Here is a 24,909-nt window from a genome sequence, read left to right as displayed (position 1 = left end):
GACCCTCGCGCGAGCGCAGCCTGCCCGTGGTGGAGCAGCATCCGTGCCCACGTGGCTTGGGAGTTGCTGCCCGCAGGCGCATGACGACAAGGACAGGCTCCGCACCGCGCCCCCGCCCCATCGCGCTCCTCGCCGCGATCGCCGCGATCGCCGCGACCGCCGCACCTCTGGCCGCGGGATGCGCGCCGGACCCGCAGAACGCGCCCTGTTCCAGAGATGCCGAGTGCCGGCGCCGCGACGAGGATCTCAGGTACTGCATCAGCGCGACGTGCGTGGAGTGCCTCTCCAGCGCGATCTGCGGCGCAGGGAACGAGTGCGTCGACGGGCGCTGCGTGCTCCGGTGCCGGGACGCGCGCGACTGCCGATCCGACCAGCTCTGCCGCGACGGCACGTGCGAGGACCGGTGACGTGCGACATCGTGTCGCATCTGGGACAATGGATCGCATGAACGCGCGAAGCCGAGAGGGGCGGACCATCATGGGGCTGACGCTCCAGCTGTGGCTCATGCTCCTCGTGCCGATCGTCCTGGCCGTCGCGCTCTACGGGGCGGTCATCCACACGACGCGGCACCAGTTCCTCCGCAGCCAGGCGGCCGCCGAGCTGCGCCACCACGCGAGCCTCGTCGAGGCGGCGATCGGCGGCGCCGTCGAGCGGGGCCAGGTCGAGCTGCTCAAGCACCGCATCGAGCGGCTCGCGCAGGCCGACCGCATCCTCGGGATCGCGGCGTTCGACGCGGCCGGGGGCCCGATCCTCGTGACCGATCCGATCGCCGGCGAGGCGGCGGAGCTCGCGGCGCTGGCGCGGAGGGCGCTCTCGACGGGCGCCGAGATCGAGGAGGAGCGCACGCTCGGCGGGGCGCCGGCGCTCGTGCGCACCGTCACGTTCTCGCAGCGCGGGCTGTCCGTGGTCGCCGTGGTCGTCCGGGAGCTGCGCTACCTGGACGCGTTCGCGCGCAGCTCGAACCGCGGGCTGGCGCTCGCCGGGGCCGCGCTCCTCGCCGCGACGGCGCTGATCGCCGCGTTCGCGAGCCGGGCGACGGTCGGGCGGCCGGCCGGCGCGATCGTGGCGGGCGTCGAGCGGGTGGCGCGCGGCGAGCTCGGGGTGACGGTGCCCGAGGGGGGCGCCGAGGAGCTCCGGCGGCTCGCGCGGGCGTTCAACGCGATGACCGCCTCGCTCGCCGAGGCGCGCGCCCACCTGGAGCAGGAGCAGGCCGCCCGGGCCGCCGTCGAGCGCAAGCTCCAGCAGGCGCACGCGCTGTCGGCCGTCGGGCAGGTGGTCGCCTCGATCGGCCACGAGATCGGCTCGCCCCTCAACGTCATCCTGGCGCGCGCGCGCCGCCTCGCCGACCAGCCCGGCTGGCCCGACGCCGCCCGCGGCGAGCTCGAGACGATCGCCACGCAGTCCGAGCGCATCTCCCGCGTGGTGGCGCGACTGCTCTCCATCGCCCGCCCGCCGCGGACCCTCGGCCGCGGCAGCGACGTGGCCCAGGTCGCGCGCGAGGTGCTCGCGTTCCTCGGGCCGGAGTGCCGGCAGCGCGGGATCACGACGCGGATCGACCACGACGAGGCGCCGCTCCACGTGGCGCTCGACGCGGATCACCTGTTCCAGGTGCTGTTCAACCTGTGCCTGAACGCGGCGCAGGCGCAGCCGAACGGCGGCGAGATCGCGGTGCGCCTCGCGCAGGCCGACGGCCGCAAGGCGTCGTTCGAGGTCGAGGATCGCGGCCCGGGCGTCCCGCCGGGCGTCGCCGCGCGCATCTTCGAGGCGTTCTTCACGTCGCGGGGCGACGGCGGCGGCACCGGGCTCGGCCTGGCGATCGTCGAGGGGATCGTGCGCGACGCGGGCGGCTCGGTCGAGCTCGTCCGCACCGGCCGCGGCGGCGCCTGCTTCCGCGTCACCCTGCCGCGCGGCGCCGCCGCGCCGCTCGCCGCGCGCGGCGTGGGCGTGGAGGCGCGCGCGTGAGCCCGCGCGCGCGGGTGCTCGTCGTCGACGACGAGCTCGAGATGGTGAAGCTCGTGGCCGACATCGCCCGCGACATGGGCCACGAGCCGACGACGCTGACCGCGCCGCTGCTCGCGCTGCCGCTCCTCGAGGAGCGGGAGTTCGACCTCGTCGTGACCGACGTGCGCATGCCCGAGATGGACGGGATCGAGCTCATCGAGCAGATCGCGCGCTTCGACCCGCGGGCGGCGATCATCGCCATGACGGCGTTCGGCTCGATCGACACCGCGGTCCGCGCGATGCGCGCCGGCGCGTTCGACTACCTGCCGAAGCCGTTCCAGCCGGCGGACATGGCGCTGCGGATGGAGCGGGCGCTCGGGCAGCGCGCGATGACGGTCGAGCTGACCGAGCTGCGCTCGGAGGTGGCGCACCGGTTCTCGATCGCCGGCATGATCGGCCGCAGCCGGGCGATCGAGGAGGTGATCGCGCTCGTGCGGCGCGTCGCGGACAACCCGGCGACGGTGCTCGTGAGCGGCCCGAGCGGGAGCGGCAAGGAGCTCGTGGCGCGCGCGCTCCACGGCGAGAGCCGGCGCCGCGGGCGGAAGTTCGTGGCGGTCAACTGCGCGGCGATCCCCGAGGCGCTCATCGAGGCGGAGCTGTTCGGGGTGCGCAAGGGCGCGTACACGGACGCGCGCAGCGATCGGCCCGGGATGTTCCAGGAGGCCGACGGCGGGACGCTCTTCCTCGACGAGGTGAGCGAGCTCGCGCTGCCGCTCCAGGCGAAGCTCCTGCGCGCGCTCCAGGAGCGGGAGGTCCGCCCGGTCGGCTCGGTGTCGTCGGAGCCGGTCGACGTGCGCGTCATCGCGGCGACGAACCGCGACCTGCGCGCGGCGGTCGCCGAGCGCGCCTTCCGAGAGGATCTCTTCTACCGGCTCGCGGTGATCGAGATCGCGATCCCGCCGCTCAAGCACCGGACGGACGACATCGTGCCGCTGGCCGAGCACTTCCTGGCGCGCGCGGCCGCGAACGCGGGCAAGCCGATCGCGGGGTTCTCGGGCGCGGCGCTGAAGCGCCTGCTCGCGTACGACTGGCCCGGCAACGTCCGCGAGCTGGAGAACGCGATCGAGCGGGCGGCGGCGCTCTGCGACGGCGGGCGGATCTCCCCGGACGACCTCCCGGAGGGCGTGCGCGCGCGGCGAGGCGCGCCGGATTTCCTGGAGGCCGCGGCGGATCGGCTGATGACGCTCGACGAGCTCCAGCGCGAGTACGCGCAGATCGTCCTCAGGCGCGCGGGCGGCAAGAAGCAGCGGGCGGCGGCGCTGCTCGGCGTCGATCGGCGGACGCTGCAGCGCTGGTTCGGCGGGGGGAGCGAGGGCGAGGAGGGGGCGTGAAGCCAGGTTTCACCCCGCGAGGAGCCAGGCGGGTACTGGTCGACTTTGCCCAGGGAGAGTCCACATGAAGGCGGGAAGGCTGGAAGATCATTCATGTTTTCTTCCCGCCTTCCCGCCTTCATGTTCAAATTAGACCACTACCCATGCTGGCCCATCGCGGGCCCTGTAACCTCCGGGCGAGGTCTCTGTACGTACGGGCCGAGAGATGCACGACGTCAAAGAGATCGAGGGAACAACCCATGAGTTCAAGCTGGTCAGCCTCCTCCACTGGGTCGACACGGTAAAGATCGAGAAATGGCTGGTCTCGCCGGGCGATGAGGTGACCAAGGACCAGCCCCTCGTCGAGGTGGTGACGGACCTCATCGGTCTGGAGTTCGGCCCAACGCACATCGGCGCGACGCTCCCCGCGCCGCGGGCCGGGAAGATCGTCCTCACGCGCGGGCAGGAGGGTGAGACCGTCTCGCTCCCCTCCGTGCTGGTCGCCTACGCGGTCGATCGCGGCGAGCCCGCGGCCATCGACGACCGATCGACCGCCGACCCGATCGCCGCGATGGTGCGCAGCCTCGCCGAGCTCACCAGGAGGAGGGACGAGGCCGCCGTCGCGGATCGCAAGAACGAGCACATCATCGCGGTCTGCCTGAGCGATCACGATCAGAAAAGGGACGAGCTGCTCCGCCGCTTCGGCAAAGCGGCGCTGGAGCCGCTCCTCAAGCTGCTCACCGAGGAGCCCCTCGGGCACGTCCGCTTCGAGGCGGCCACGCTGGTCCGGGAGCTGCGCAGCCACGCAGCGATCCCGGAGCTCGTGCGGGCGCTCGCGGACGCGCGCGACGACGTGCGCGCCACGGCCAGGGACACGCTCGGCGGCTTCGATCCGCGGCACGTGCGCGCGGCCCTGCTCCGGGCGCTGGCGGACGGCAGCGCGGCGGTGCGGTGCGCCGCCGTCGCGGCGCTGGCGCGGCTGGGCGACGCGTCGATCGTCCACGAGATCGAGCGCCGGCTCGACGACGAGGACGCGGCCGTGCGCCATGCCGTGGCCCTCGGGCTCGTCGAGTTTCACCCGGAGCGCGCGGGCGACGCGCTCTCGCGCCTGCAACGCGACCCGGACGAGGCCCACCGGAGCGATGCGGTCGCGCTCGTCGCGAGGATCGCCGCCGGGCCGGACGCGCTCGAGCGCCTCGCGCCCTGGGCCGGCGACCCCTCGCCCGCGGTGCGCGGCCAGGTCTACGCCGCGCTGGCCGGCCACGTGCAACGCACGCGAGGCGAGACGCTGCTGAAGCCGCTCCTCCGCCACACGGACGCGGGCATCCGCATGGACGCCGCGACGACGCTCGCGTCGATCGGCAGCCCGCTGGCCTCGCAGGCGCTGCTCGATCTGTCGCGAGATCCCTCGCCCGGCGTACGCCGGCAGGCCCTGTCCGCGCTGTCCTGGCTGCTCCACCCGGTGCACGCGGCGCACCTCGCGAGCGCGTTGCGCGATCCCGACCCCGGCGTGCGCATCATCGCCGCCTCTGCGCTCGCCCGGTTGCGCGACCCGAAGGTCGCGGCGCACCTCGCGAGCGCCCTCCGCGACCCGGATGTCCGCGTGCGGGTCGCGGCCGTCGACGGGCTCGCGGATCTCATGCTCTACCGGCGCACGCCGCTCCTCCCGACGATCGCCGCCGCGCTCGGCGACGAGATCTCGTGGGAGCAGCAGGGGCGCATGAGGCCCCTGCACTCGATGAGCTCTCATGTGCTCGACGCCATCGGCCGGGTGCTCGCCGCCGCCGCGGGAGACGGCGCCGCCGGGAGCACGTCGCCGAGGTCGGACGAGACCCGCGCCCTCCTGCGCGGCGCCCTGATCCGCGCGCTCACGCAGACGCCCTCGGCCCCCGTCGAGGCCGCCGCGGGGGTCGCCCGCCTGCTCGCCGATCCGGCGCTCGCCCCTGCGCTCGCCCTCGCGCTCTCGCGCAACGCGCCCTTCCCCGGGCGCAGCCAGCCTCTTTGCGCCGCGCTCGACGCCATCGGCGACGCCGCCGTCGCGCCGCTCGTCGACGCGCTCGTCGGCGCCGATCCGGAGGCGCGCCAGGCGGCCGCGGAGGCGCTGGAGCGGTACGCCGCCGCGGAGGCCGTGGACGCCCTGCTCGCCGCGCTCGGCGACCCCGCGCCCGCGGTCCGGGCGAGCGCGGCGGCCGCCCTCGCCGCGCACGGCGGCGGCAGGGCCGTCGAGCCGCTGATCCGCGCGCTGGGCGACCCGGAGTACGCCGTGTGCTGCAAGGCCGCGCTGGCGCTCGGGAAGGTCGGAGACGGCCGCGCCGTGCGGCCCCTCGTCGACCTCGTCGAGGGGCTCCTTCAGCGCCGCGTCGAGCGCCTGGAGGACCCGGAGTACAACAAGCTGATGAGCGGCGTCCGCGCGCTCGCGTACCTGCGCGATCCGAGCACGCTCGAGCTCATCGCGCGCTCGCTCAGCCACGCCGATTTCCGCGTCCGCCGTGACGGCGCCCGCTCGCTCGGGCACTTCGGCGGACCGGTCGCCCGGGAGCTGCTCCGGTTCGCGCTCCAGGACTGGTCGCCCGAGGTACGGCGCTTCGCGCGGGACGCGCTGGCGTCCATGAGCGCCTGACGAGACATCCACGCTTCGACGCGGAGCGGGACGGGGCGCGGAGCGGCGCGCTCGTACGCGCCGGCGGGCGCCCGGGCGGTCAGGAGGGGCGGTGGCCCTGAGCGCCGAGGAGGCTCCGGGTGAGCGGCCCCCCGTCGACGAGGAGCTCGTGCAGCGCCTCCTTGAGGTCCTCCTCGGCGACCGCGGCGCCGCGCCCCGCGTCGGCCGCGAACAGCGCCGCCCGCCTCAGGAGCTCGCGGATGAACGCCGCGCTCACCCCCTCGGTCCGCGCGATGAGCGGCGCGAGGTCGTCGCCCCTGAGCGAGAGACCGCGCCCGTAGAGCGCGAGCAGCCGCCGCCGGCAGTCGGCGTCCGGCAGCGGGACCTCCACGGCGAGATCGATCCGCCCCGGCCGCGCCGCCAGCGCCGGCTCCAGGGCCTGCGGGCGGTTGGTGGTCAGGAGGAAGATCACGTCGGTGTCCTCGGCGAGGCCGTCCATCTGGTTCAGGAGATCGAAGAGCAGCGGGGAGCGGCAGCTCGAGTCCGTGCTCTCGCGGTCCTGGGCGATGATATCGACGTCCTCGAGCACCACCAGCGACGGCTGGAGCGACCGCGCCATCGCGCAGGCCTCCTTGAGGAGCTTCACACCGAGCCCGGTGAGGAGCAGGGTGGTGCGCTCCTGCATCTGGCTCGCCAGGTACATCGCGGTCAGGGTCTTGCCGGTGCCCGGGGGCCCGTAGAGGAGCAGCCCGCGCTTCAGGTGTCGCCCCGAGGCGAGCAGGGACTCTCTGTGCCGGGAAAAGCCGATGGTCGATCGCTCGAGCCGCGCGAGCAGCGCCTCGGGCAGGATGAGCGATTCGCGCGCGATCCGCGGGAGGCTCTGGAGCTCGATCTTGGTCGCGGCCGGGAAGACGTCGGTGGCCTCGCTCAGGGTGACCACGCGGCTGCGGTAGACGTTGAGCCGGCGCATCAGGACGCGGAGCTCGGCGAGGAGGCGCTGGGCGCGCTCGTTGTCCCGCGCCATCACCTCGACGGTGAGCTGCTGGCGCCGGAACCCGGCGTCGTTCGGGCCGCGCACCAGCAGCGCGAAGCGCTCGTCCCCGTGGCCGAGGAGGTAGATGCCGCCGGCGACGCACGCGATGACGCGCTCCTCGTCGAGTCGGACGTTGCGGTACTGCACGGGGCCCAGCGAGGGCGGCGCCCCGCCGACCCCGGGTATCGCCGGAGGCGGCGAGACGAGATCGGGGAGGCTCACCCCGCGGAACATATCGCCGCCGGAGACGCCGAGCAGCTCGGCGGTGAACCCGCCGTCGCGGAGGTGGGTCTCGATGGCGAGCTGGAAGTTCGGGTGGTCCGAGGGCGAGAACTCCTCGGCGACGACCGGGAGGGCGCGGGGGTCGGCGCCGAAGTGCGCGCGGAGGCGGCCGAGGAAGAACGGCTCTTGCGCGGCCTGGGCCGCCGCCATGGCGCCCATCAGCTCCGTGAGAGAAGGTGTGGGGTTTTGGGGCTTGTCGTTGTCCATGATCTCGTCTCCGGCGTGGGGGGGGACGATATCACGCGACTCGGTGAGCTCGTTGGAGCTGTCGGTTTTGTCGGCGGAGCCGTGGATTGTACTTTGGACGTTATGATCGCCGCCGGTCGTTCGGAAAGTTTTCGGAAGATTGGAATCGCAATGGGATACTCCGGGAATCGCGCACGCGCACGCGCACGAAGGACGAGCACGGAAGACGAGAGACGAGAGACGAGAGACGAGAGACAGGTGGAGGCCGGCGTAGCGGACGGTGCCGCGGGGGGGGCGAAATTCACAAGCCTTCAGGGGGAGAGCCGAGACTCCAGCGCGGCTCGGAAGGGATGATGAGGCCCAGGATGGTTGATGGATATCAAGCCTCGACGGGGCGCAGGCGCCCTGCTCCGGGTCGACGGACCGTCCTTCGTTGCGTGGTCCGCCCCTCCGGAGAGGCGGACCTCCTGGACGAGGTCGAAGCAGGCCTCGTGTCCGGCGGCGATGCGCCGGCGCGACGCAGGATGGGTGTGCGAGGCGCGCCACGATCCCGGGCGGCCGGGGCGCCGGGGTCGCCGGAGCGAGCGGGCCCGGCCGCCGGAGGAGCGCGCCGGGTTTGCATCGGGCACGAAACCGGATCAATCGAGGACATGGAAACAACTGCGACGCAGCACCCGCAGGAGCTCCGCCAGCCGAGGCAGCTGAGCCTGAGCACGCTCCTCGCGGCCGCGACATGTCTCCTCACGGGCACGGCGATCGCCGTCGTCGCCGCGCTCGTGGTCGCCTCGACGACGATGCAACAGGCCACCCGGATCCTCGGCGACGCGAGCGAGAGCGTCCGCCTGGCGGACCGGCTGCAGGTCGACCTCTTCCTCGACGCGCACCAGCTCAGCCGCAGGGCCGGGTTGGGCAGCTTCGGGGCGATCGCCGACGACCATGCGTGGGAGCGCGAGCTGAGGGAGGGCCTCGCGGAGGCGCACCGCTACGTGAGCAGCCCGGAAGAGGGCAGCGTCCTCGAGGACGCGCAGCGGCGCGTCGACGCGTACCTCGCCCGGCGCCGCGCCGCCGACGACGTCAGCCTGCCCCCCTCGTCGGCCGCCGTGGCGCCCGCCGTGGACGCGCTCGACTTCGACGATGCCTTCCGGGCCCTCGATCGCCTGGTCGAGATCAACCTCGAGCAGGCCCAGGCGTCGAAGGCGCTCGTCGCGCGCCTCGGCCAGCGCGCGAGCTCCGCCGGCGTCGCGGCGGTCATCTTCTTCATGGCCGGCGCGTCCCTGGTCCTCCTCAGCGCGCGGCGGCTCGTCTACGGCCCCGTCGTCGCGATCCAGGAGGCCATCGGCCGCTACGGCGCCGGGGATCGCGCCGCGCGCGCGCCGCTCGTCGGGCCGCGCGAGCTCGGCGACATCGCGCGGGCCTTCAACAGCACGGCGGAGTCGCTCGAGCGCCAGCGACAGGCGCAGCTCGCGTTCCTCGGCGGCGTGGCGCACGATCTCAGGAACCCTCTCTCGGCGCTCCGGCTGTCCGTGAGCTTCCTCAGCCTCGACGGCCCCCCGCCGGATCCTCGCGTCCAGCGGACCATGGCGCTCGTTGGGCGGCAGGTCGATCGCCTCGAGCGCATGGTCGGGGATCTCGTCGACGCGTCGCAGATCGAGGCGTGCAAGCTCGACCTCAAGCTCGAGGAGCGCGACCTGCGCGAGCTCGCGCAGGAGGCGGTGGAGCTCTACCGCCCGGTCTCGCCGGAGCACCCGATCGAGCTCTCGCTCCCCGAGGCGCCGGTGCCCGTCCGCTGCGACGCGACCCGGATCGAGCAGGTGCTGAACAACCTCCTCTCGAACGCGCTCAAGTACTCTCCCGCCGGCGGCCAGGTCGACGTGACGGTCCGCGGCGGCGACGGCCGCGCCGAGATCGCCGTCCGCGATCGGGGGGTCGGGATCCATCCCACCGATCTGCCGCAGCTCTTCGAGCCGTTCCGGCGCCTCAAGGCGTCGGCGGGCGCGATCCCGGGGACGGGCCTCGGGCTCGCCGTGGCGAAGCGCATCGTCGAGGCGCACGGCGGCCGCGTCCTGGTCGAGAGCGAGCCCGGCGCCGGCTCGGTGTTCCGGGTCGAGCTGCCGCGCGCGTCCTGACCGGGCGCGCCGCCGCCGTGGAGGTCGCGTGGACCGCCCGGGACGGCGGCTTGACACCGCCGGTCGCGGCGGCGTGAATGCGGCGCGTGGATCCATCGCCGAGCCCGTCGTCGCGACCGAGCGCGCCGCGCACCGCGCCGTCCGGCGCCCCTGCCCCGCAGCGGCCGACGGTCGCCTCGATGCTCGCGCAGCCCGCGCCGGGGGTCGCCGCGACGGGCGCCGTCTCGATCGCGCCCCGGAAGCAGGCCGCGTGGATGCGGCCGACGCCCCTGCTGGTCGGCAGCGCCGCCCTGCTCGGGGTCGACCTCGCCCTCGCGATCACGCCGCGGGCGTCGGCCGCGCTGACCATGGTGGAGACGCTGCTCGTGCCCGCGTGGGTCGCGGCCGTGGTCTCGCTGGAGCGCCTGCGCAAGGCGCTCGCCGGCGCCAGGGTCGAGGCCCGCAGGCCCCGGCTCGCGCTGTTCCTGCTCGCGTTCGTCCTGCTGCTCGCGTGCCTCGGCGAGAAGTGGCTCCTCGTGCTCGGGCAGCCGGCCGAGGTGCTCGGGCAGCCGGTCGAGGTGCTCGGGCAGCCGGTCGAGGCGGTCGGGCAGCCGGCCGCGGCTCCGGGGCAGCGGGGCGTCGCGCTCTACCGCACGTACACGGTGCTCGCGTTCCTCGTGGCGCTCGGGGGCCTGCTCGGGCGCCGGCCGCTCGAGCGGCTCCTCGCCGCGGCCGCGGAGCACCCGGCCCGGCTCATGATGATGTCGTTCGCGGTCGCCACGCTGCTCGGCAGCTTCCTGCTCACCTTGCCGCAGTCGCTGCGGGACATCGCGCACGCCTCGTTCATCGACGGCCTGTTCATGTCCGCGAGCGCGGTGTGCGTCACCGGGCTCGCCGTGCACAACGTCGCCGCGACGTACACGCCGTTCGGCCAGGCGGTCCTGCTCCTCCTGGTCCAGGTCGGCGGGCTCGGGATCATGGTCCTGTCGACGTTCTTCGCCATCGTGGCCGGCAGGAGGCTCCGGCTCCGCGACGCGGCGGTGATGGCCGAGATGATCGACGCCGAGTCGTTCGCCCGGCTCCGCCGCAACGTCGCCGCGATCGTCCTGTTCACCCTCGTCATCGAGGCGGTGGGCGCGCTCGCGTTGCTGTTCAGCTTCCTGCCCCACCACCAGATCGCCTCCGGGCCGGTCCCCGGGGAGCCGCTCTCGGGCGCCGGCGATCACCTCTGGGCGGCCGTGTTCCATTCGGTCAGCGCGTTCTGCAACGCGGGCTTCTCGCTGTTCGGCGAGGGGCTGGTCCCGCTGGTCGGCTCGCCCGCGGTCTCCGCGGTCGTGGCGGCGCTGGTGATCCTGGGCAGCCTGGGCTTCCCGGTGCACGACGAGCTCCTGAGCCGGATCCGGCTGCGGCTCCGCGGCGAGCGGCCGCCGCGGCTGTCGTTGCACAGCCGGGTCGTGCTGCTCGCGACGGCGGCGCTGCTCGTGGCGGGGACCGCGGGTTACCTGCTGCTCGAGGCGCGCCGGTCGATGGCCGGCCTGTCGTGGCCCGTGAAGGTGATGGCGAGCTTCTTCCAGTCGGCGATGACGCGATCGGCCGGCCTGAACACGGTCGACTACAGCCTCATGGGCCCGGCGACCTGGATGCTCGCCTGCATCCTGATGTTCATCGGCGGCGGTCCGGGCTCGACCGCGGGCGGGGTCAAGCTCACGACGTTCGCCGCGCTGCTCGCGGCGCTGCGCGCCGAGCTGCGCGGCGAGGAGGCGCCGCGCCTGCTCGGGCGGACCCTGCCGGCGGCCACGGTGCGCCGGGCCCTGGGGGTCGCCTTCCTCAGCATGGTGCTCGTCGCGGGGCTCCTCCTGGTCCTGCTCGTCCTGGAGCCGCACAACCCGATGGGCCTCGCGCTGGAGGCGGTCAGCGCGTTCGCCACGGCCGGGCTGTCGGCGAACATCACGCCGTCGCTGAGCGCGCCGGGGAAGCTGGCCATCACGGTGGCGATGTTCATCGGGCGCATCGGGCCGCTGACCCTGGCGCTGGCGCTGGCGAACCAGGCGCGGGCGCGGAGCTACCGGCTGCCGGAGGAGCGCGTGGGGATCGGGTGAGCGGGGGCGGGGCGAGCGCGATCCGAGCTGGGCGCTCCCCTCTCGACATGGGAATCTCCAGGTCGGCTGCCTGGATGGGCGCCGGCGTCGAGATCGGATCCGGCGGGGGCGCGCCGATCAGGAGCTCGTGCAGGAGAAGGTCAGTCATGATGGCGGCCTCCGTCCGGCTCGGCGCATCGGCCCCAGGAGCGCTGAACGCGGCCTGAACTGCACAGGTCGTGCGCAACGGTGCGCGGCCTCGCTCTCCTTCCGCATCTCCACCACCGCCGACTCCGTCTGTTCGCGATAGGACAGCGCCGAGGCGGCGCGAGGGCCCTTCCCCGATGCGCTCCGCTCACGGTAGTTTTCCTTCTCCTGCCTCAAGGAGATGCGCGCCTGATGGAATCTGACTCGAACGCGTTGCTCGGGGAGTTCTTCGCCGGCTGTCCAGACTTGCTCTTCGTCGCGTCGGCCGAGGGGGCGCTGCTGCACGCGAGCGACGCGCTGCGGGAGGTGCTCGGCCCCGCGGCCTTGCAGGGCGCGACGCTCGCGGAGCTCGCTCACCCGGACGATCGCGCGGCGCTCGCGGAGGCCTGGTCGAGGCTGCTCGCTGCGGAGGGTCCCGTCACCTTCCGCGTTCGCCTGCGCGACGGAAGCGGGGCGCACCGGCCGCTCTCCTGCAACGCGAGGCGGTCGTCGGACCGCGGTGTCGTCTTCGGGACGCTCCGGGCCACGACCGAGGCGACGGAGGAGGAGCTCAAGGCGCTTCGCTCCAAGGCGCGCATGTTCGACGCCATCGTCGAGCACCTGGACGACACCGTGATCTGGGGGCTCGATCGCGATGCGGTGTGCTTCTACCACGAGGGGAAGGGGCTCGCGAACGCTGGGCTGAAGCCCGGGCATCTCGTCGGGGCGAACTGGTTCGAGATCTTCGACGATGAGGCGCGCAAGGCAGGCATCGACCTTCATGCGTGGTTCGACGGGACGACGCACCGCCATCGCGACGAGTTCTTCGGCATCTACTGGGACCTCTGGGCCATTCCGCTGCGCGACGATCGCGGTGAGCCCGGGGCGGGCGTGGTCTGCGTGTCCTTCGATATCACCGAGGCGAAGCGCGCCGAGAAGGAGCTGCGCACGCAGCTCCAGCAGATCGAGGCGCAACAGCGGGTCATCCGCGACCTCTCCACGCCGATCATCGAGGTCTGGGACGGCGTCCTCACGCTCCCGATGGTGGGGACGGTCGACAGCGTTCGCACCGCCGACGTCATGGACAGCCTGCTCTCGAAGATCGTCGAGAAGCAAGCGCGATACGCGATCCTCGATCTCACCGGCGTCGAGGTCGTCGACACGAAGGTCGCGAGCCACATCATCGAGCTCGTCACCGCGATCCGGCTGCTCGGCGCCGAGGGCATCGTCGCCGGCATCAAGCCGAACGTCGCCCAGACCATGGTCGCGCTCGGGCTCGACATGTCGCAGCTCAACACGCAGCGCAACCTTCGCGCCGCGCTCAACCACGCGATCCGGTCCATGACCCGCGCCCAGGCGCCGTCCGTCGCCGCGAGCCCGGCGCCCGCCCAGAAACCGGCGCCCTGAGGCCGCGCGCCCCGGCGGCTGCGCCGCCGCGTTCCCTAACAACCGAAACTCATGCCTATCACAGATCACACGGCGGGAGCCGGCGCCGCGCAGCAAGTGGGCTTCACGGGGTCGCAGAAGGAGTCCCGAACCCGAGGTCGTCCTCCCCGAGCCACGTCAACCTGGCGCCAGGTGGGGCCAGAGCAGGTAGAATTTGCGGCACAATCCAGCAACCCGCGAGGAATGCCTGGAGCTCGTCGACGCCATGGAAGTGGCGCGAGTACGGCTCATCGAACCCCTCGATTTCAACCAGCACCCGGAAGTCTCCGCCTGAAACGGGATCGCGCTCTGGCAACCCGATACGAACGATGATGTCGCGAACGTCGCTCGAACCGGCCAGGGTCATTTGAAGCGTGCGCACCAGCGATCTGGGAGGCGTATGCGTGCTCATGGGTTAGCCCTTGCACTTCCTGACGCATTCACCTTCCGTCCGTGCCCCATGCCTCCCCCCCCGCCTCCGGATGGTTCTCCCACTCCGAAGGCGGCGTCAACGGTGATCCAGGTCGCAATTATGTCCTCGACATCTTCACGCCTGCAGCGCGAGGGCAGCGGAACCCGTGACGAGAATTCCTACACCGCGCTCACGGGAATCGGCCCGGGCTCGTTCGGCTCCGTGGAACCCCCGCGCGCGACGTCAGGCGGAGCGGGCGCCGCTGATCGCAAGCGATGCCGGCCAGGCCGCGCCGATCGGGGTATCTAAGGCAGGCCGATCAGGCTACGGTTCAGCCACCGACGCCCCATGACATCAGCGTTCGTGCGACCCGCCATCGAGTCCGATCTCCCTCGCCTCCCCGAGATCGAACGCTCGGCCAGCGAGGCGTTCCGGGGGACGGACCTCAACCTCGATGCCCTCGCGAGCGTGACGCCGGCCGACGGCTGGCGGGATGCGCTCCGGGCAGGGACGCTCTGGGTCGTCGACGACGGCGCCGGCGCGCCCATCGCGTTCCTGGGCGCCGAAGCGATCGGCGACGAGCTTCATATCCGCGAGCTCGACGTCGCGCTCGAACGCCAGGGCCAGGGGCTCGGTCGGCGCCTGCTCGGCCATGTCATCGCGTGGGCGCGGAGCGCGAAGCTCCAGGCGATCACCTTGACCACGTTCCGGACCGTCCCCTGGAATGGGCCGTTCTACGCCGCCATGGGCTTTCGCGAGCTGCCGCCGGCCGAGACGCCGCCGCGGCTCGCGGCGATCCTGAAGAACGAGGCGCGTCAAGGCCTCGACCCGGCGCGGCGCTGCGCCATGCGGCTCGACCTCGGCGCGACGTGACGGCGCCAGGAGATCACTCGTCCGACAGATACGCGACCATGAAGCACATCTCCTGATTCGTCCCTTCCCCCCAGGGCACGTCCTGCGGCGGGAGCTGGAACTGCCCCTCGCTCTCGGCCGCGTTGTCCCAGGTGCACTCGGCCACGAATCGATCTCCCGTCCCCCAGCGCAGCGGCTCGTCGAACATATAGAGCGCTTGGTGGTGGAACTCGAACTCGCCGCGCGCCGCGCACTCCTCCTCGCCGCCGTCGCGCTCGACCCAGGCCCGGTACGAGCGGCCGAGCAGGTGCATGTGCGGCAACAGGCCGTAGACGAGCCGCGGCGGGCCCTCGTTCTGCGTGCTGCTCCGCTCGGTGTGCCCCTCGACGCCGGCGGGGATCGTGAAGGGCACCGGGCCGAAGACATCCATGTAAACCTCGGCGCGGGGCTGCTCGCGCGAGAGCTGCAGTCGATACCCCGACCGATCGCGGCTGCTCGTGCCCCGGCGCCCGAAATAATGCATCTGCAGGACGAGCTGCTCGCCTGGCTCGACGCGCACCCCGGCGCCCTCCGGCAGCCGCGTCACCCCGACGCCCGGCGCCCAGCTGTGGAGGAGCTGCCAGTCGAGCTCGATGACCGGATCGCGGCACGGGAAAGCGCGCGTCCCCGGCGGAACGCCGTATCCGATACCGGCGTCGCCGGCGAGATCCCGATACACGGCCATGTGGTGCACCACCGCGGGATCGCCGACCATCGCCTCGAACGCCGTGATCCAGGCGGGCTCCGTGAAGGGGTTGTCGATGATCGCGCAGAAGTACTCGTTGCCGTCGTCGTCGAGCGTCACGTCGTGCGCCTCGGGCATCTCGAGCGTGGCGTCGGGCGCCTCGATGGTGTCCTTCGCGCGCTGCGGCGGGGGCGCGTCGGCCGGATCGCCGAGCGGCGCGCCCTCGCTGGCCCAGGCCTCGAAGCGAGAGCGCTCCTCGACGGTGAGGCTCATCCGCTCCGCGCCCGCGTAGCTGCGGCAGCTCGGGTCGAGCACCGGCGGCGGCATGTCCCCAGCGCTCACCCGGAGGGCCATGAGCTCCGCAAGCCGCTGCGCCGTCGGGGCGTCCGTCAGCGCCACCCGGCCGACGCCCGCGCCGTCGTGGCAGGAGGCGCACGAGCGCTCCACGAGCGGCTGGATGTCCCGATACCACGTCACCTTCGACCCCGACGGCGAGGGCGCTTCCTCACCATCCCCACACCCCATCACCCCCACCGCCCCGAGCGCGAGCACCGCCGCGCTCCGCGCCCCGCGCACGGACCTGCACCACGTCATCGCACACCTCCGCTCTGCACGGCCGAACCAGGAGCCGCGGCCCTCAGGCCAGCTCCTCTCAATCGGTCGTTTCAAACAAACGTTTAAACTGCGCGCGATGACGTGTCAAGGACAGGGCAGACGACCGCGCGGAGCGCGCAGCTTTCCGACGGAGCGGAGAGTTGCAGGGGGATGGACCTGCCGGCAGCCCGCCGGGTGCGGCGCTGCCTCAGCGCCCGGCCGGACGTCGCGAGAAAATCCCCCTGAAATGGAAGAGGTTAGCCAGCGCTGTCGCCAGCAACGTGCCCACCGTGAGCTGCCGTGGCGAAGTACGCGCCCGGCGCCACGCCGAGGAGGCGCCGGAACGACGCGATGAAGGCGCTCGCGCTGCGGTAGCCCACACGCTCGGCCACCACCGCCACCGGCACCCCCGCGGCCATGTGCGTGAGCGCGGCGCGCAGACGGAGATGGGTCCGCCACTGCCCGAACGTGGACCCGGTCTCGGCCAGGAAGAGCCGGGCGAGCGTGCGCGCGCAGGCGCCCGCGGTTCGAGCGAAGGCCGCGAGCGTCCGCGGATCCGCCGGGTCGGACAGCAAGACGTCGGCGACGCGGCGGGACCGCGGATCGCGCGGCAGGGTCAGCTCGATGGGGTTGGCCTCCAGGGGCCGCAACAGGTCGAGCAGCAGGCGTTCGGCGTGGCCGCGCGACCGCGCGGCCGCGCTCGGGTCGGCGAGGAAGCCGATCAGCTCGCAGACGAGCGGCGACGCGGCGACCACCGTGGGGGCCGTCCAGCGGATCCGGCAGCCCCGGCGACGGACGTACACGCTCCGCATCGTCGCCGGCCGCGACGCCTCGACGGCGTGCACCACCCCTGCCGGGATCCACAGCGCGCGCGGCGGCGGCAGCACCCAAACCGCGGCGCCGACGCTGACCGCGAGCACGCCGCGGGCGCACCACACGAGCTGGTGCACGGGGTGCTCGTGCCAGTCGAAGCGCCGGCCGCTGGACATCTCGAAGCTGCCCACGACGATGGCGCCGGCGTCCGCGGGCAGGCCGAAGGACGGTTGTCTCTTTGTCGACATCGATTGGCAGAGTAGCGCATGGCGGACACCCATCGAGCCGACTACCGTTTGCGCATGTCGATGAACCGAATCCATCAATGGCTCTGCGCCTCGGAGCGCTGGGCCGACGCCGTCGAGCGCCAATTCCTCCCCTGGGCCCTGGCCGGGGTCGAGCTCGGGGGCGAGGTGCTCGAGATCGGGCCCGGCTACGGCGCGACGACCCGGGTGCTCCTGAAGCGGACGGCGGCGCTGACCGCTCTCGAGACCGACGCGGCGCTGGCGGACCGCCTGGCGCGGCAGCTCGATCGGCGAGCCCGCGTGGTCCACGGGGACGGCACCGCCATGCCGTTCGCCGACGGGAGCTTCACGGGCGTCAGCTGCTTCACGATGCTCCACCACGTGCCGTCGCCGGCGCTGCAGGAACGGCTGTTCGCCGAGGCGCTGCGGGTGCTCAAGCCGGGCGGGATCTTCGCCGGCGCCGACAGCATGCCGAGCCTCGGCTTCCGCCTCGTGCACATGTTCGACACGATGGTGCTCGTCGACCCGGCCACGCTCCCGCAGCGCCTCTCGACCGCGGGGTTCGTCGACATCGCGGTCGAGGCGGCGCCGCGCCGCGCGTTCAAGTTCCGGGCGCGCAAGCCGACGCGCCCGGCCGCGGCAGCGCACGGCGACAACGTCGCTCGTGGCGAGGCCGGCTAAGCAGGCACGAGCGCGTGCAGCGACGACAGCACGTCTTCGACGGCGCGCACGAGCGACGGGTCGAGCGTCACGCCCGCGGCGCGCCGATGATCGCCGAGGCGACGCCCGGCTGGCGGAGGATCCACGCGATCGCGAGCTGCGCGAGCGTCAGGCCGGCCTCCGCGGCCAGCGGCCGGAGACGCTGCACGATCTCGAGGACCCGCGGCTCCAGGAAACGGCGGTACAGGAACGAGCCCGCCGGAGACGCGCCGCCGACGCTCGTCGCGCCCCGCGACTCGGGCGGCAGCGGCCTGCCCGGCAGGTACTTCCCCGTGAGCACGCCCTGCGAGAGCGGCGACCACACGTTGTCTGCGGCGCCACGGCGGCGTCAGGACAGCTGCTCCGCCCGCGCTCGGGCGACCTCCGCCGGGGCGCGCAGGCGCTCCCATGCCTGATCGATATAAGCGAGGCACTCCATGACGGATCCCTGCTTGCCGGCCTCCCGCCACCCGCGCGGGATCGGGCGCTCGACGGGGCAGACGGTGTACTGCTTCTCGTGATCGACGACGACGCGATAGGTCGCTGCGTCCTGTCCCTCTCCCTGGCTCATCTCTACCTCTCTACCTCCGCGGGTCGGCCCGATTGCGCTGCGGGGTCGCACGATAACCTCGGCGCTCGCGCCGTCGAGCCGGAATCTCCGAGCTCGGATCGCAGGATCAGGCCGTCTTCGCCCGAGACGGCGTCATGCCGGGATCGACGCCCATGTCATGGCATGCGTCACGAGCGCGCAGCGCCGGGGCATCGGGCCCCCGCGGCGCATTCATGACTCGGGCGCGTGACACGTGAGCGAGCGGGGGACGGCGCGAGACGCTGGAGAAGAGCCCGTAGGGATCGCCGGCCCGATAGAAGCGGGTGGTGGCCATGGGGTGGGCTGGCGTCGCGCGCACGACGCGATCCGACGGGCGCGACAGCCGCGGACGCGAGGCGGCCGCGCACTTGCCATGACCTCGTGGTCTGATGTGGTGTGCTTTGCGGCCATCGCGCGGCTCGCTGCGGGGCGCCTGGCCGAGGGGGTCGACGGCCCGCGGCGGAGGTGATAGCCATGCTCTTCATCATGCCTGAAGCCTCTCGAAGCGACGACCTCGACCGCTTCTTCGAGCTGTCTGTCGACCTGGTGGGGATCGCCGGATTCGACGGATACTTCAAGCGCATCGGCGGGGCGTGGGAGCAGACGCTCGGCTTCTCGCGCGAAGAGCTCCTGGCCAGGCCCTTCCTCGACTTCGTTCATCCCGAAGATCGCGAGCGCACCGTGACCGAGTCGGCGAAGCTGTTGTCCGGCGAGGCCACCGCGACGTTCGTGAACCGATATCGACGCCGTGACGGCTCGTATCTGTGGATCGAGTGGAACTCGGCAATCTACCCGGACGCTGAGCTCGTCTATTTCGTGGCGCGCGACATCACCGAGCGCCGGCGCGCCGAGGAGGCGCTGCTCGCGGCCGAGTCGCGGTACCGGGCGGCGATCGACGGGAGCCTCGACGGGTTCTGCCTGCTGCGTCGCACGGTCGGCGAGCCGGGGGAGACCGTTGATTTCGTGTTCACCGACGCCAACCTGCTGGTGAGCCAGGTGACGTCGAAGCCGCGCGAGGAGATCCTCGGCCGGCGGGTCGCCGATGTCTTTCCCGCGGTTCGCGATTTCGGGCTCCTCGAGAAATACGAGCACGTCTTTCGGACGCGCGAGCGGCTGCTCGTGGAGACGGAGAGCCCGCTGCCCGGGGGCAAGCGCCTGTGGCTCCAGTACCAGATCGTCCCGCTCGACGACGGAGTCGCGGTGACGGTCAAGGACATCACGGCGTCCAAGCAGCTGGAAGCGGAGCTCCGGGAGGCTCTCCAGCGCCGGGAGAGCGACGCCGAGGCGCTCCAGCGGAAGAACCGCCAGCTCGCCGAGGAGAACGCGGAGCGCGAGCGCGCCGAGGCGCTGCTGCGGCAGCAGCAGGAGACGATGCTCGCGATGTCGACGCCGATCATCCAGGCGTGGGAGGGCGTGCTCGTGCTGCCGGTCATCGGCGCCGTGGAGACCGCGAGGGCGGCGCAGATCATGGAGCGGCTGCTCCCCGAGATCGTCCGGACACAGGCGCGCTTCGCGATCCTCGACCTGACCGGTGTCAGCGCGGTGGACGCCGCGACCGTGTCGCACCTGCTCGCCGTGGTGCGCGCGGCAAGCCTCCTCGGCAGCCAGTGCCTCGTCTCCGGGATCTCGCCGGCGATCGCGCGGACCATGACCGAGATCGGCAGCGCGGAGGGGGCGTTTCTGACGTTCGGGCTGCTCCAGAGCGCTCTCCGTTACGCGCTCTCCCGCTGCAGCGCCTAGGCCGCGCGCAGGCCGGCAGTGCTGAAAATTGAACATGAAGGCGGGAAGGCGGGAAGGCGGGAAGAAAATACCAATGATCTTCCCGCCTTCCCGCCTTCATGTGAACTCTCTCCGGGCAAACTGAGCACTACCCACAGCCCGCAGGCTGTGGGGTGAAGGCCGCCTCATCGTCGATGCATGGATGAGTTGACGCGTCCTACCGGCCGGGGCATCAGCGGGCGCCGTCCTGCGCCGCTCGCGCAACGACAGGTCCTCTTGGAGGAACATGCGTCTCCCGTCGATCCTCTCGCCGAGCTCCCTCTTCATCGCGATGACCGCCGCGCTCTGCGCCTGTGGAGGGACCGCGGTGCCCGCCGACGCGCCCGCCGACGCGCCCGCCGATGTGTGCCCGGTGGTCGACGAAGGTCCGCCGCCGGTCTGCCCGGAGGGCTGCGTGTGGAACGGCACGGAGTGCAGGCAACATCAGGGCATCGTCATGCCCGACCGGCGCGACCCCGACGGCTCGCCCTGACATCGCCGGCGGCTCACCCTCGCCTCGCGCGCCGTATCCCCCGGCGGGGTCTCCGACGCGCGCGCGTCGCGGCGCCTTCGCTCAGCGCCCGCCGGCCCCGCCTTGCCGGCGCGGGCCGACCGTGGCCTCGCAGCGGGCGAGCCACGCCGCGGCCTCGTCCATCAGGCGCTGCGCCAGCGCCCGCCGACCCACCCCGGCCACCTCGGCGTCAGCCACCGCCCTCGCCAGCTCCTCCGGGGCCGCCTCGCCCCGCCGGGCGAGGTGCAGCTTCTCCCACAGCGCCGCGGTGGCCGCGACCCCCATGTCCCCGCCCTGCTCCGCGGCGAGCCTCGCCTCCCGCGCGTCCGAGAGCGCCTCCTCCTCCCGCCCCAGGGCGGCGAGGATCTCGGCGCGGCGCAGCAGCGTGTGGGTCCTCATCGGCCGGTCGCCGAGCGCGCGCTGGATCTGCTCCGCCGCGCTCGCGTTCCCGAGCGCCTCGTCGAGCTCGCCGGTGTGCCGGAGCGCGTAGGCCCGGAGCGACAGCGCCGCCGCGCGGAGCGCGGGATCGCCGGCCTCGGCCGCCAGCTCCGCCGTCCGCCCCGCGGTCTCCGCCGCCTCCCCGGGGCGCCGCGCGCGCATGAGACAGGTGGAGAGGTTGTGCCGGAGCAGCCGGCTCTGCCCCCCCATCCCCTTGGCGTCGGCCAGCTCTACCAGGCGGAGCAGCCGCGCGATCGCGTCCTCCACGCGGCCGAGCTCCGCCTCGAGCACCGCGAGATCCCCCTCGGTGTGGATCTGCTGCCAGGTGGAGCCCGTCGAGACCGCGAGCGCGAGCGCCCTCGTCAGGTCGTGCTCCGCCTGAGGAAGCGCGTCGCGGCCCGCGGCGTGGCAGAGCTCGACCCGAAGCACCCGCGCCGCGAACTCCAGGGCCGGGCCGCACGGCTCGGCGAGCGCCACCGCCTCCCCGGCGAGCGCCATCGCGCGCGCGGGCGGCAAGACCCCGGCGAGCGCCATCCGGGCCTCGCAGCGCAGCGCTGGATCGCCGAGGCGATCCGCGTCGCCGAGCAGCGCGGGATCCTCGGCGGCCTCGGACAGCCCCCGGGCCACCTCGAGCCGCCGGATCCGCCGCCGCACGTCCTGCGCCAGACCGCGCGCCGCAGCGCCCGGGCCCGGCGCGGCGCGCGACGCCCCCGCCGGAGGGGCGAGCGCGAGCGCGCCCCCGGGCCCATCGAGCCGCGCGAGGCGGGCCTTCGCCTCCTCGAACCGCCGCGCCCGGACGAGCACGCGCACCACCTCGAGCTCCACGTCGAGGCGCGCCTCGGGATCGGCGGTGAGCGCCGCGAGCTCCTCGCCGAGCGCCGCGGCCTCGGTGAAGAGCCCGGCGGCGACCGCCCCCTCCATCGCGCGCCCGAGCCACGCGCGCGCCTCGTCGCGGGCGCCGAGCTTCTCGTACCCCGCGGCGAGGAAGGCCGCGTCCGCCTCCGCGCTCGGCCCCCCGGCGATCGCGTCGAGCAGCGCCCGGTGCAGCCGGTGGAACCAGGGGCGATGCCGGACCAGGTTGAGCGCCGCCTGGCGGACCATCTCCTGCGCGAAGCCGTACTCGTGCCGATCGCCCGAGACCGCGAGGATCCCCGTGTCCACGAGCGCCTCGAGCGCCTGATCCACGCCCTCGGCCTCGCCGAGGGCGCGGCGGAGGGTCGCGAGCGCGAGGCCGCCGCCGTGGAGGGCGACCGCGGCGAGGGCCGAGAGCGCCGCGCGGGCGGGCGCGCTCGCCGGATCGAAGAACGACGCGAGGCGGTCCTCGAGGAGCTCGGCCACGCCGGGCACGCCCTCGCGCAGCACGCGCTCGTCCGCCGCGCGAAAGGAGCCCTCCTGCCACGCGATCGCGCCCCGCTCGCGCCATACCGAGAGCGCGTGCAGCACGAAGAAGGGGACGCCGCCCGAGCCCCGCACGACGGCCTGCTCGAGCGCGACGTCGACGGGGCACACCGCCCGCGCCAGCGCCGCGGTCTGCTCCGCCGCGAGCGGGCCGAGCGGGAGGTGCCTCACGGCCGGGCCGATCTTGCCGCGGGTCTTGCCGAGCAGCGCTCGGAGCGGCGGCGAGGGGCTCGGCTCGTCGCGCGCGGCCGCGACGACGAGCAGGCGCGCCTTGGCCCCGAGCTCGGCCCGCTCGACGAGCAGCCGCAGGAGCCCCAGCGTCTGCGCGTCGGCCCACTGAAGGTCGTCGATGATCAGCGCGACGGACGCCCTGGCCGCCGTCCGGAGCAGCGCGTCCTCGACCCCCTCGAGGGCGTCGTTTCCGCCCTGGGGGCCGGGGAGCGCGGCCGGCCGGAGGGCCTGGTCGATCGCGTCCCGCAGCGGGCCGAACGCCTCGCGGCCGCCGCCAGGCAAGGCGTCGAGGCCGCGGAGCAAGGGCCTGAGCGCGCTCTGGCGCTCGGGGGAGCAGCGGATCCGGAGCGTGCGCTGCGCCGTGAAGCCGGCCTGCTCGACGGCCGCGTCGAGCAGGCGCGTGCGGCCGATGCCGAGCGGCCCGGTGAGCAGCGCGACCCGCGGGCGGCCCTGCTTCGCCTCGCGCGCCGCGCGCTCGAGCGCGGCGCAGACGTCGGCCCGCCCGACGAGCGGCGGCGCCGCGCGGAGCTCGCGGGGCGCCTCCACGTCCCCGCCGAGCAGGCGGCGGACGGCCCGGTCGAGCCGCGGGTCCTGCTGGCGCTCCCCCGACGCAGGATCCGTGGCGCGCCACGGCCTGCCCGGCGCCGCGGGCGCCTCGGGGAGCAGCAGCCGGCCGCCGTGGTACGGGAGCCACGGCAGCAGCGGCACCCGGCGATCGCCGAGGACCGCGCAGGGCTCGCCGGCAGGGCCGGGCGCGCCGCCGTCGGGCCGGCCCTCGACGCCCGCCGCGCCCGCGGCGGGGACGTGGATCGGGATGGCGAGGAGCTCCGCCGCGCGCTCGAGGAAAGACGCGATCCACCGCGCGCGCTCGTCGATGACCACCTCCGGCAGGGTGAGCGTCGCGTCCGGCTGAGAAGGCGCCGCCTCCAGCAGGCTGGGCGTCGCCCCCGGCAGGGCGGGGCCGCGCAGGAGACCGCCGAGCTGCTCGGGGAGCCGCGGGTCCGCGGCGAACGCGAGGCAGCGCGCGAGCGCCGGGTCGATCGAGGAGAGCTCCTCGTGGAGGGCGCGCACGAGGTAACACCAGGAAGAGGGGGTGGGCCGGGCCGCGCTCCGGAGCTGCTCGAGCAGCGCGCTCGGGCGCGGCGCGTCCGGGGCCGCGGCGAGCACCGCCATGCCCAGGGCAAAGGCATACCGCAGGACGCCGAGGCCGAGCTCCCCCAGCGCTCTCCCCACCTCGGCCGCGTCGGCCGTGGACGCGGGCCGATCCGCGCGCCGGACCCGGTCGAGGAGGGGCGCGAGCGGGGGCGGTGTCGCGGGCTCGGCGCCGGGGAGCGGCCCCTGGGCCCGGCCGAGAGGCGGCGGCGGCGGGCCCCCCGCGAGCGTCGCGCGGGGCGGCGTGAGCCGGTCGCGAAGGCGCTCGAGCGCGCGCGCGACCCCGTCGGCGTGGCCGGGGCGCGCGCGGGGATCGGGATCGCAGAGCAGCGCGATCAGCGCCGGGAGCGACGTGGCCTCCGCGGCGTCTGCGCGCGTGAGCGCCTCGGGGCGCGGGGCGGAGGGGCCGAGGTGCTCCCGGGTCCGCGCCGCCGCGTCGGGCATGCGTCCGTTCCCCAGCTTGAACAGGGTCACGCCGAGCGCGTAGAGGTCGCTCCTCGGCGTCGGGGGCGCGGCGAGCGCGAGGCACTCGGGGGCGATGTAGCCCGGGGTGCCGACGAGCGCCGGGACGCGGATCGTCGAGTCGGCGCCGCGCTCCGCCGTGGGCCGGTCCTCGCCGCCCGAGGCGCCGGCGGTCCGCGCGTCCGGATCCACGGCCCGAGCCGCGGCGAGCGGAGAGCTCCCGGCGCCGTCGCCGGCGGGGCCGAGGACGACCGAGGGCGCGCCGACCACGATGCCGAAGTCGATGAGCTTGTAGCCGGACGCCCCCTGGACGATGTTCTCCGGCTTGACGTCCCGGTGCACGAGCCCCGCGGCGTGGACCGCGGCGAGCGCCCAGGCCATGCTGATCCCGACGTCGAGGACGCGGCGCTCCTCGAACGGGCCCTGCGCGCGCAGGACGACATCGAGGCTCTGGCCGGGGACGCGCTCCATCACCAGGCCGATGACGCCGTGGGCGTCGTCCCGCTGGAGCGAGTAGAAACGGACGATGTTGGGGTGCTCGACGCGACAGAGGGCGCGCGCCTCGTCGAGGATGCCCTCGCGCCACCGGCTCGCCTCGGCGGGAGAGCCCGCCAGCGTCGCGGGGAGGACGAACAGCTTGATCGCGACCTCGCGAAACGTCCTCCCGTTGTAGGTCTCCTCCGCGAGCCAGACCGGCGCGAAGCCGCCCTCCCCGAGGCGGCGGAGCAGCCGGAACGGGCCGAGGTGACTGATGACCGGGGGGCTGAGCGGCTCGGCGGGCATACGGCGACGAGCGCGCAGGATAACGCACCGGGCCGGCGCGGCG

18 protein-coding genes are annotated in these 24,909 nt (G+C 73.8%); 11 read left to right on the top strand and 7 right to left on the bottom strand.

What is annotated here, in order from left to right; genetic code table 11:
* Positions 1–80 precede the first annotated feature (80 nt).
* The 4 genes from WMF26_RS19545 (at position 81) to WMF26_RS19530 (ending at position 5,931) form a co-directional block, all read left to right on the top strand.
* On the top strand, positions 81–407 hold the full coding sequence (locus WMF26_RS19545; protein WP_438001556.1) for a hypothetical protein: 327 nt from the start codon (positions 81–83) through the stop codon (positions 405–407).
* Between the two features lie 37 nt (positions 408–444).
* On the top strand, positions 445–1,962 hold the full coding sequence (locus tag WMF26_RS19540) for an ATP-binding protein (protein WP_438001555.1): 1,518 nt from the start codon (positions 445–447) through the stop codon (positions 1,960–1,962).
* The gene (locus WMF26_RS19535) at positions 1,959–3,332 is read left to right on the top strand and encodes a sigma-54-dependent transcriptional regulator (protein WP_437338574.1); all 1,374 of its coding nucleotides are present in this window, start codon (positions 1,959–1,961) and stop codon (positions 3,330–3,332) included. The genes WMF26_RS19540 and WMF26_RS19535 overlap by 4 nt, the downstream gene beginning before the upstream one ends.
* 205 nt (positions 3,333–3,537) lie before the next feature.
* On the top strand, positions 3,538–5,931 hold the full coding sequence (locus tag WMF26_RS19530; RefSeq protein ID WP_438001554.1) for a HEAT repeat domain-containing protein: 2,394 nt from the start codon (positions 3,538–3,540) through the stop codon (positions 5,929–5,931).
* 79 nt (positions 5,932–6,010) lie between these two features.
* Here WMF26_RS19530 and WMF26_RS19525 read toward each other — a convergent pair whose 3' ends face one another.
* Positions 6,011–7,432 (bottom strand): AAA family ATPase, encoded by a 1,422-nt coding sequence (locus WMF26_RS19525; RefSeq protein ID WP_438001553.1) that lies wholly within the window; start codon positions 7,430–7,432, stop codon positions 6,011–6,013.
* A gap of 629 nt (positions 7,433–8,061) precedes the next feature.
* Here WMF26_RS19525 and WMF26_RS19520 point away from each other — a divergent pair.
* The 3 genes from WMF26_RS19520 to WMF26_RS19510 all read left to right on the top strand — a co-directional run bounded on the left by WMF26_RS19520 (position 8,062) and on the right by WMF26_RS19510 (position 13,187).
* Complete coding sequence (locus WMF26_RS19520; protein ID WP_438001552.1) at positions 8,062–9,537, top strand: ATP-binding protein; 1,476 nt, start codon at positions 8,062–8,064, stop codon at positions 9,535–9,537.
* A 77-nt stretch (positions 9,538–9,614) separates the two neighbouring features.
* Positions 9,615–11,615 carry a TrkH family potassium uptake protein gene (locus WMF26_RS19515; protein ID WP_438001551.1) on the top strand — a complete coding sequence of 667 codons (2,001 nt, stop codon included), beginning with the start codon at positions 9,615–9,617 and terminating at the stop codon, positions 11,613–11,615.
* A 378-nt stretch (positions 11,616–11,993) separates the two neighbouring features.
* Positions 11,994–13,187 (top strand): PAS domain-containing protein, encoded by a 1,194-nt coding sequence (locus tag WMF26_RS19510; protein WP_438001550.1) that lies wholly within the window; start codon positions 11,994–11,996, stop codon positions 13,185–13,187.
* A 103-nt stretch (positions 13,188–13,290) separates the two neighbouring features.
* Here WMF26_RS19510 and WMF26_RS19505 read toward each other — a convergent pair whose 3' ends face one another.
* A complete protein-coding gene (locus WMF26_RS19505) occupies positions 13,291–13,617 on the bottom strand; it encodes a DUF6968 family protein (protein WP_438001549.1) in 327 nt (108 codons plus the stop codon).
* A 348-nt stretch (positions 13,618–13,965) separates the two neighbouring features.
* Here WMF26_RS19505 and WMF26_RS19500 point away from each other — a divergent pair, with 348 nt between their 5' ends.
* Positions 13,966–14,490 carry a GNAT family N-acetyltransferase gene (locus WMF26_RS19500; RefSeq protein WP_438001548.1) on the top strand — a complete coding sequence of 175 codons (525 nt, stop codon included), beginning with the start codon at positions 13,966–13,968 and terminating at the stop codon, positions 14,488–14,490.
* A gap of 13 nt (positions 14,491–14,503) precedes the next feature.
* Here WMF26_RS19500 and WMF26_RS19495 read toward each other — a convergent pair whose 3' ends face one another.
* Both WMF26_RS19495 and WMF26_RS19490 read right to left on the bottom strand, forming a co-directional pair.
* Entirely contained in the window at positions 14,504–15,787 is a 1,284-nt protein-coding gene (locus tag WMF26_RS19495; protein WP_438001547.1) for a hypothetical protein, read from the bottom strand.
* Positions 15,788–16,044: 257 nt separating this feature from the next.
* Positions 16,045–16,848 carry an AraC family transcriptional regulator gene (locus tag WMF26_RS19490; RefSeq protein ID WP_438001546.1) on the bottom strand — a complete coding sequence of 268 codons (804 nt, stop codon included), beginning with the start codon at positions 16,846–16,848 and terminating at the stop codon, positions 16,045–16,047.
* A 54-nt stretch (positions 16,849–16,902) separates the two neighbouring features.
* On the opposite strand from WMF26_RS19490, the gene WMF26_RS19485 reads away from it, so the two are divergent.
* A complete protein-coding gene (locus WMF26_RS19485; protein WP_438001545.1) occupies positions 16,903–17,526 on the top strand; it encodes a class I SAM-dependent methyltransferase in 624 nt (207 codons plus the stop codon).
* 67 nt (positions 17,527–17,593) lie between these two features.
* On the opposite strand, the gene WMF26_RS19480 is transcribed toward WMF26_RS19485, so the two are convergent.
* Entirely contained in the window at positions 17,594–17,869 is a 276-nt protein-coding gene (locus WMF26_RS19480; protein ID WP_438001544.1) for an aldo/keto reductase, read from the bottom strand.
* A gap of 24 nt (positions 17,870–17,893) precedes the next feature.
* Positions 17,894–18,115 carry an MbtH family protein gene (locus WMF26_RS19475; RefSeq protein ID WP_438001543.1) on the bottom strand — a complete coding sequence of 74 codons (222 nt, stop codon included), beginning with the start codon at positions 18,113–18,115 and terminating at the stop codon, positions 17,894–17,896.
* A gap of 492 nt (positions 18,116–18,607) precedes the next feature.
* Between WMF26_RS19475 and WMF26_RS19470 the strand changes: the two genes are divergently transcribed.
* Positions 18,608–19,873 (top strand): PAS domain S-box protein, encoded by a 1,266-nt coding sequence (locus tag WMF26_RS19470; RefSeq protein ID WP_438001542.1) that lies wholly within the window; start codon positions 18,608–18,610, stop codon positions 19,871–19,873.
* A 265-nt stretch (positions 19,874–20,138) separates the two neighbouring features.
* Positions 20,139–20,384, top strand: coding sequence for a hypothetical protein (locus WMF26_RS19465; RefSeq protein WP_438001541.1), 246 nt, complete (start codon positions 20,139–20,141; stop codon positions 20,382–20,384).
* Positions 20,385–20,465: 81 nt separating this feature from the next.
* Here the strand turns inward: WMF26_RS19465 and WMF26_RS19460 are convergent, their stop codons facing one another.
* Entirely contained in the window at positions 20,466–24,866 is a 4,401-nt protein-coding gene (locus tag WMF26_RS19460; RefSeq protein ID WP_438001540.1) for a serine/threonine-protein kinase, read from the bottom strand.
* Between the last annotated feature and the right edge of the window lie 43 nt (positions 24,867–24,909).

The sequence above is a fragment of the Sorangium sp. So ce185 genome, assembly GCF_051526825.1.
GTDB classification, from domain to species: domain Bacteria; phylum Myxococcota_A; class Polyangia; order Polyangiales; family Polyangiaceae; genus Sorangium; species Sorangium cellulosum_D.
Note: the sequence above shows the minus strand (reverse complement) of the source record. Positions and strands in the feature narration are given on the sequence as shown.

Excerpts from the sequence above, each read along its gene's own strand:
- WMF26_RS19475 (WP_438001543.1), bottom strand. The coding sequence starts at position 18,115 with ATGAGCCAGGGAGAGGGACAGGACGCAGCGACCTATCGCGTCGTCGTC.
- WMF26_RS19540 (WP_438001555.1), top strand. The coding sequence starts at position 445 with ATGAACGCGCGAAGCCGAGAGGGGCGGACCATCATGGGGCTGACGCTC.
- WMF26_RS19520 (WP_438001552.1), top strand. The coding sequence starts at position 8,062 with ATGGAAACAACTGCGACGCAGCACCCGCAGGAGCTCCGCCAGCCGAGG.
- WMF26_RS19495 (WP_438001547.1), bottom strand. The coding sequence starts at position 15,787 with ATGACGTGGTGCAGGTCCGTGCGCGGGGCGCGGAGCGCGGCGGTGCTC.
- WMF26_RS19490 (WP_438001546.1), bottom strand. The coding sequence starts at position 16,848 with ATGTCGACAAAGAGACAACCGTCCTTCGGCCTGCCCGCGGACGCCGGC.
- WMF26_RS19485 (WP_438001545.1), top strand. The coding sequence starts at position 16,903 with ATGTCGATGAACCGAATCCATCAATGGCTCTGCGCCTCGGAGCGCTGG.
- WMF26_RS19525 (WP_438001553.1), bottom strand. The coding sequence starts at position 7,432 with ATGGACAACGACAAGCCCCAAAACCCCACACCTTCTCTCACGGAGCTG.
- WMF26_RS19505 (WP_438001549.1), bottom strand. The coding sequence starts at position 13,617 with ATGAGCACGCATACGCCTCCCAGATCGCTGGTGCGCACGCTTCAAATG.
- WMF26_RS19465 (WP_438001541.1), top strand. The coding sequence starts at position 20,139 with ATGCGTCTCCCGTCGATCCTCTCGCCGAGCTCCCTCTTCATCGCGATG.
- WMF26_RS19515 (WP_438001551.1), top strand. The coding sequence starts at position 9,615 with ATGCGGCGCGTGGATCCATCGCCGAGCCCGTCGTCGCGACCGAGCGCG.
- WMF26_RS19500 (WP_438001548.1), top strand. The coding sequence starts at position 13,966 with ATGACATCAGCGTTCGTGCGACCCGCCATCGAGTCCGATCTCCCTCGC.
- WMF26_RS19470 (WP_438001542.1), top strand. The coding sequence starts at position 18,608 with ATGCTCTTCATCATGCCTGAAGCCTCTCGAAGCGACGACCTCGACCGC.
- WMF26_RS19460 (WP_438001540.1), bottom strand. The coding sequence starts at position 24,866 with ATGCCCGCCGAGCCGCTCAGCCCCCCGGTCATCAGTCACCTCGGCCCG.
- WMF26_RS19510 (WP_438001550.1), top strand. The coding sequence starts at position 11,994 with ATGGAATCTGACTCGAACGCGTTGCTCGGGGAGTTCTTCGCCGGCTGT.
- WMF26_RS19545 (WP_438001556.1), top strand. The coding sequence starts at position 81 with ATGACGACAAGGACAGGCTCCGCACCGCGCCCCCGCCCCATCGCGCTC.
- WMF26_RS19530 (WP_438001554.1), top strand. The coding sequence starts at position 3,538 with ATGCACGACGTCAAAGAGATCGAGGGAACAACCCATGAGTTCAAGCTG.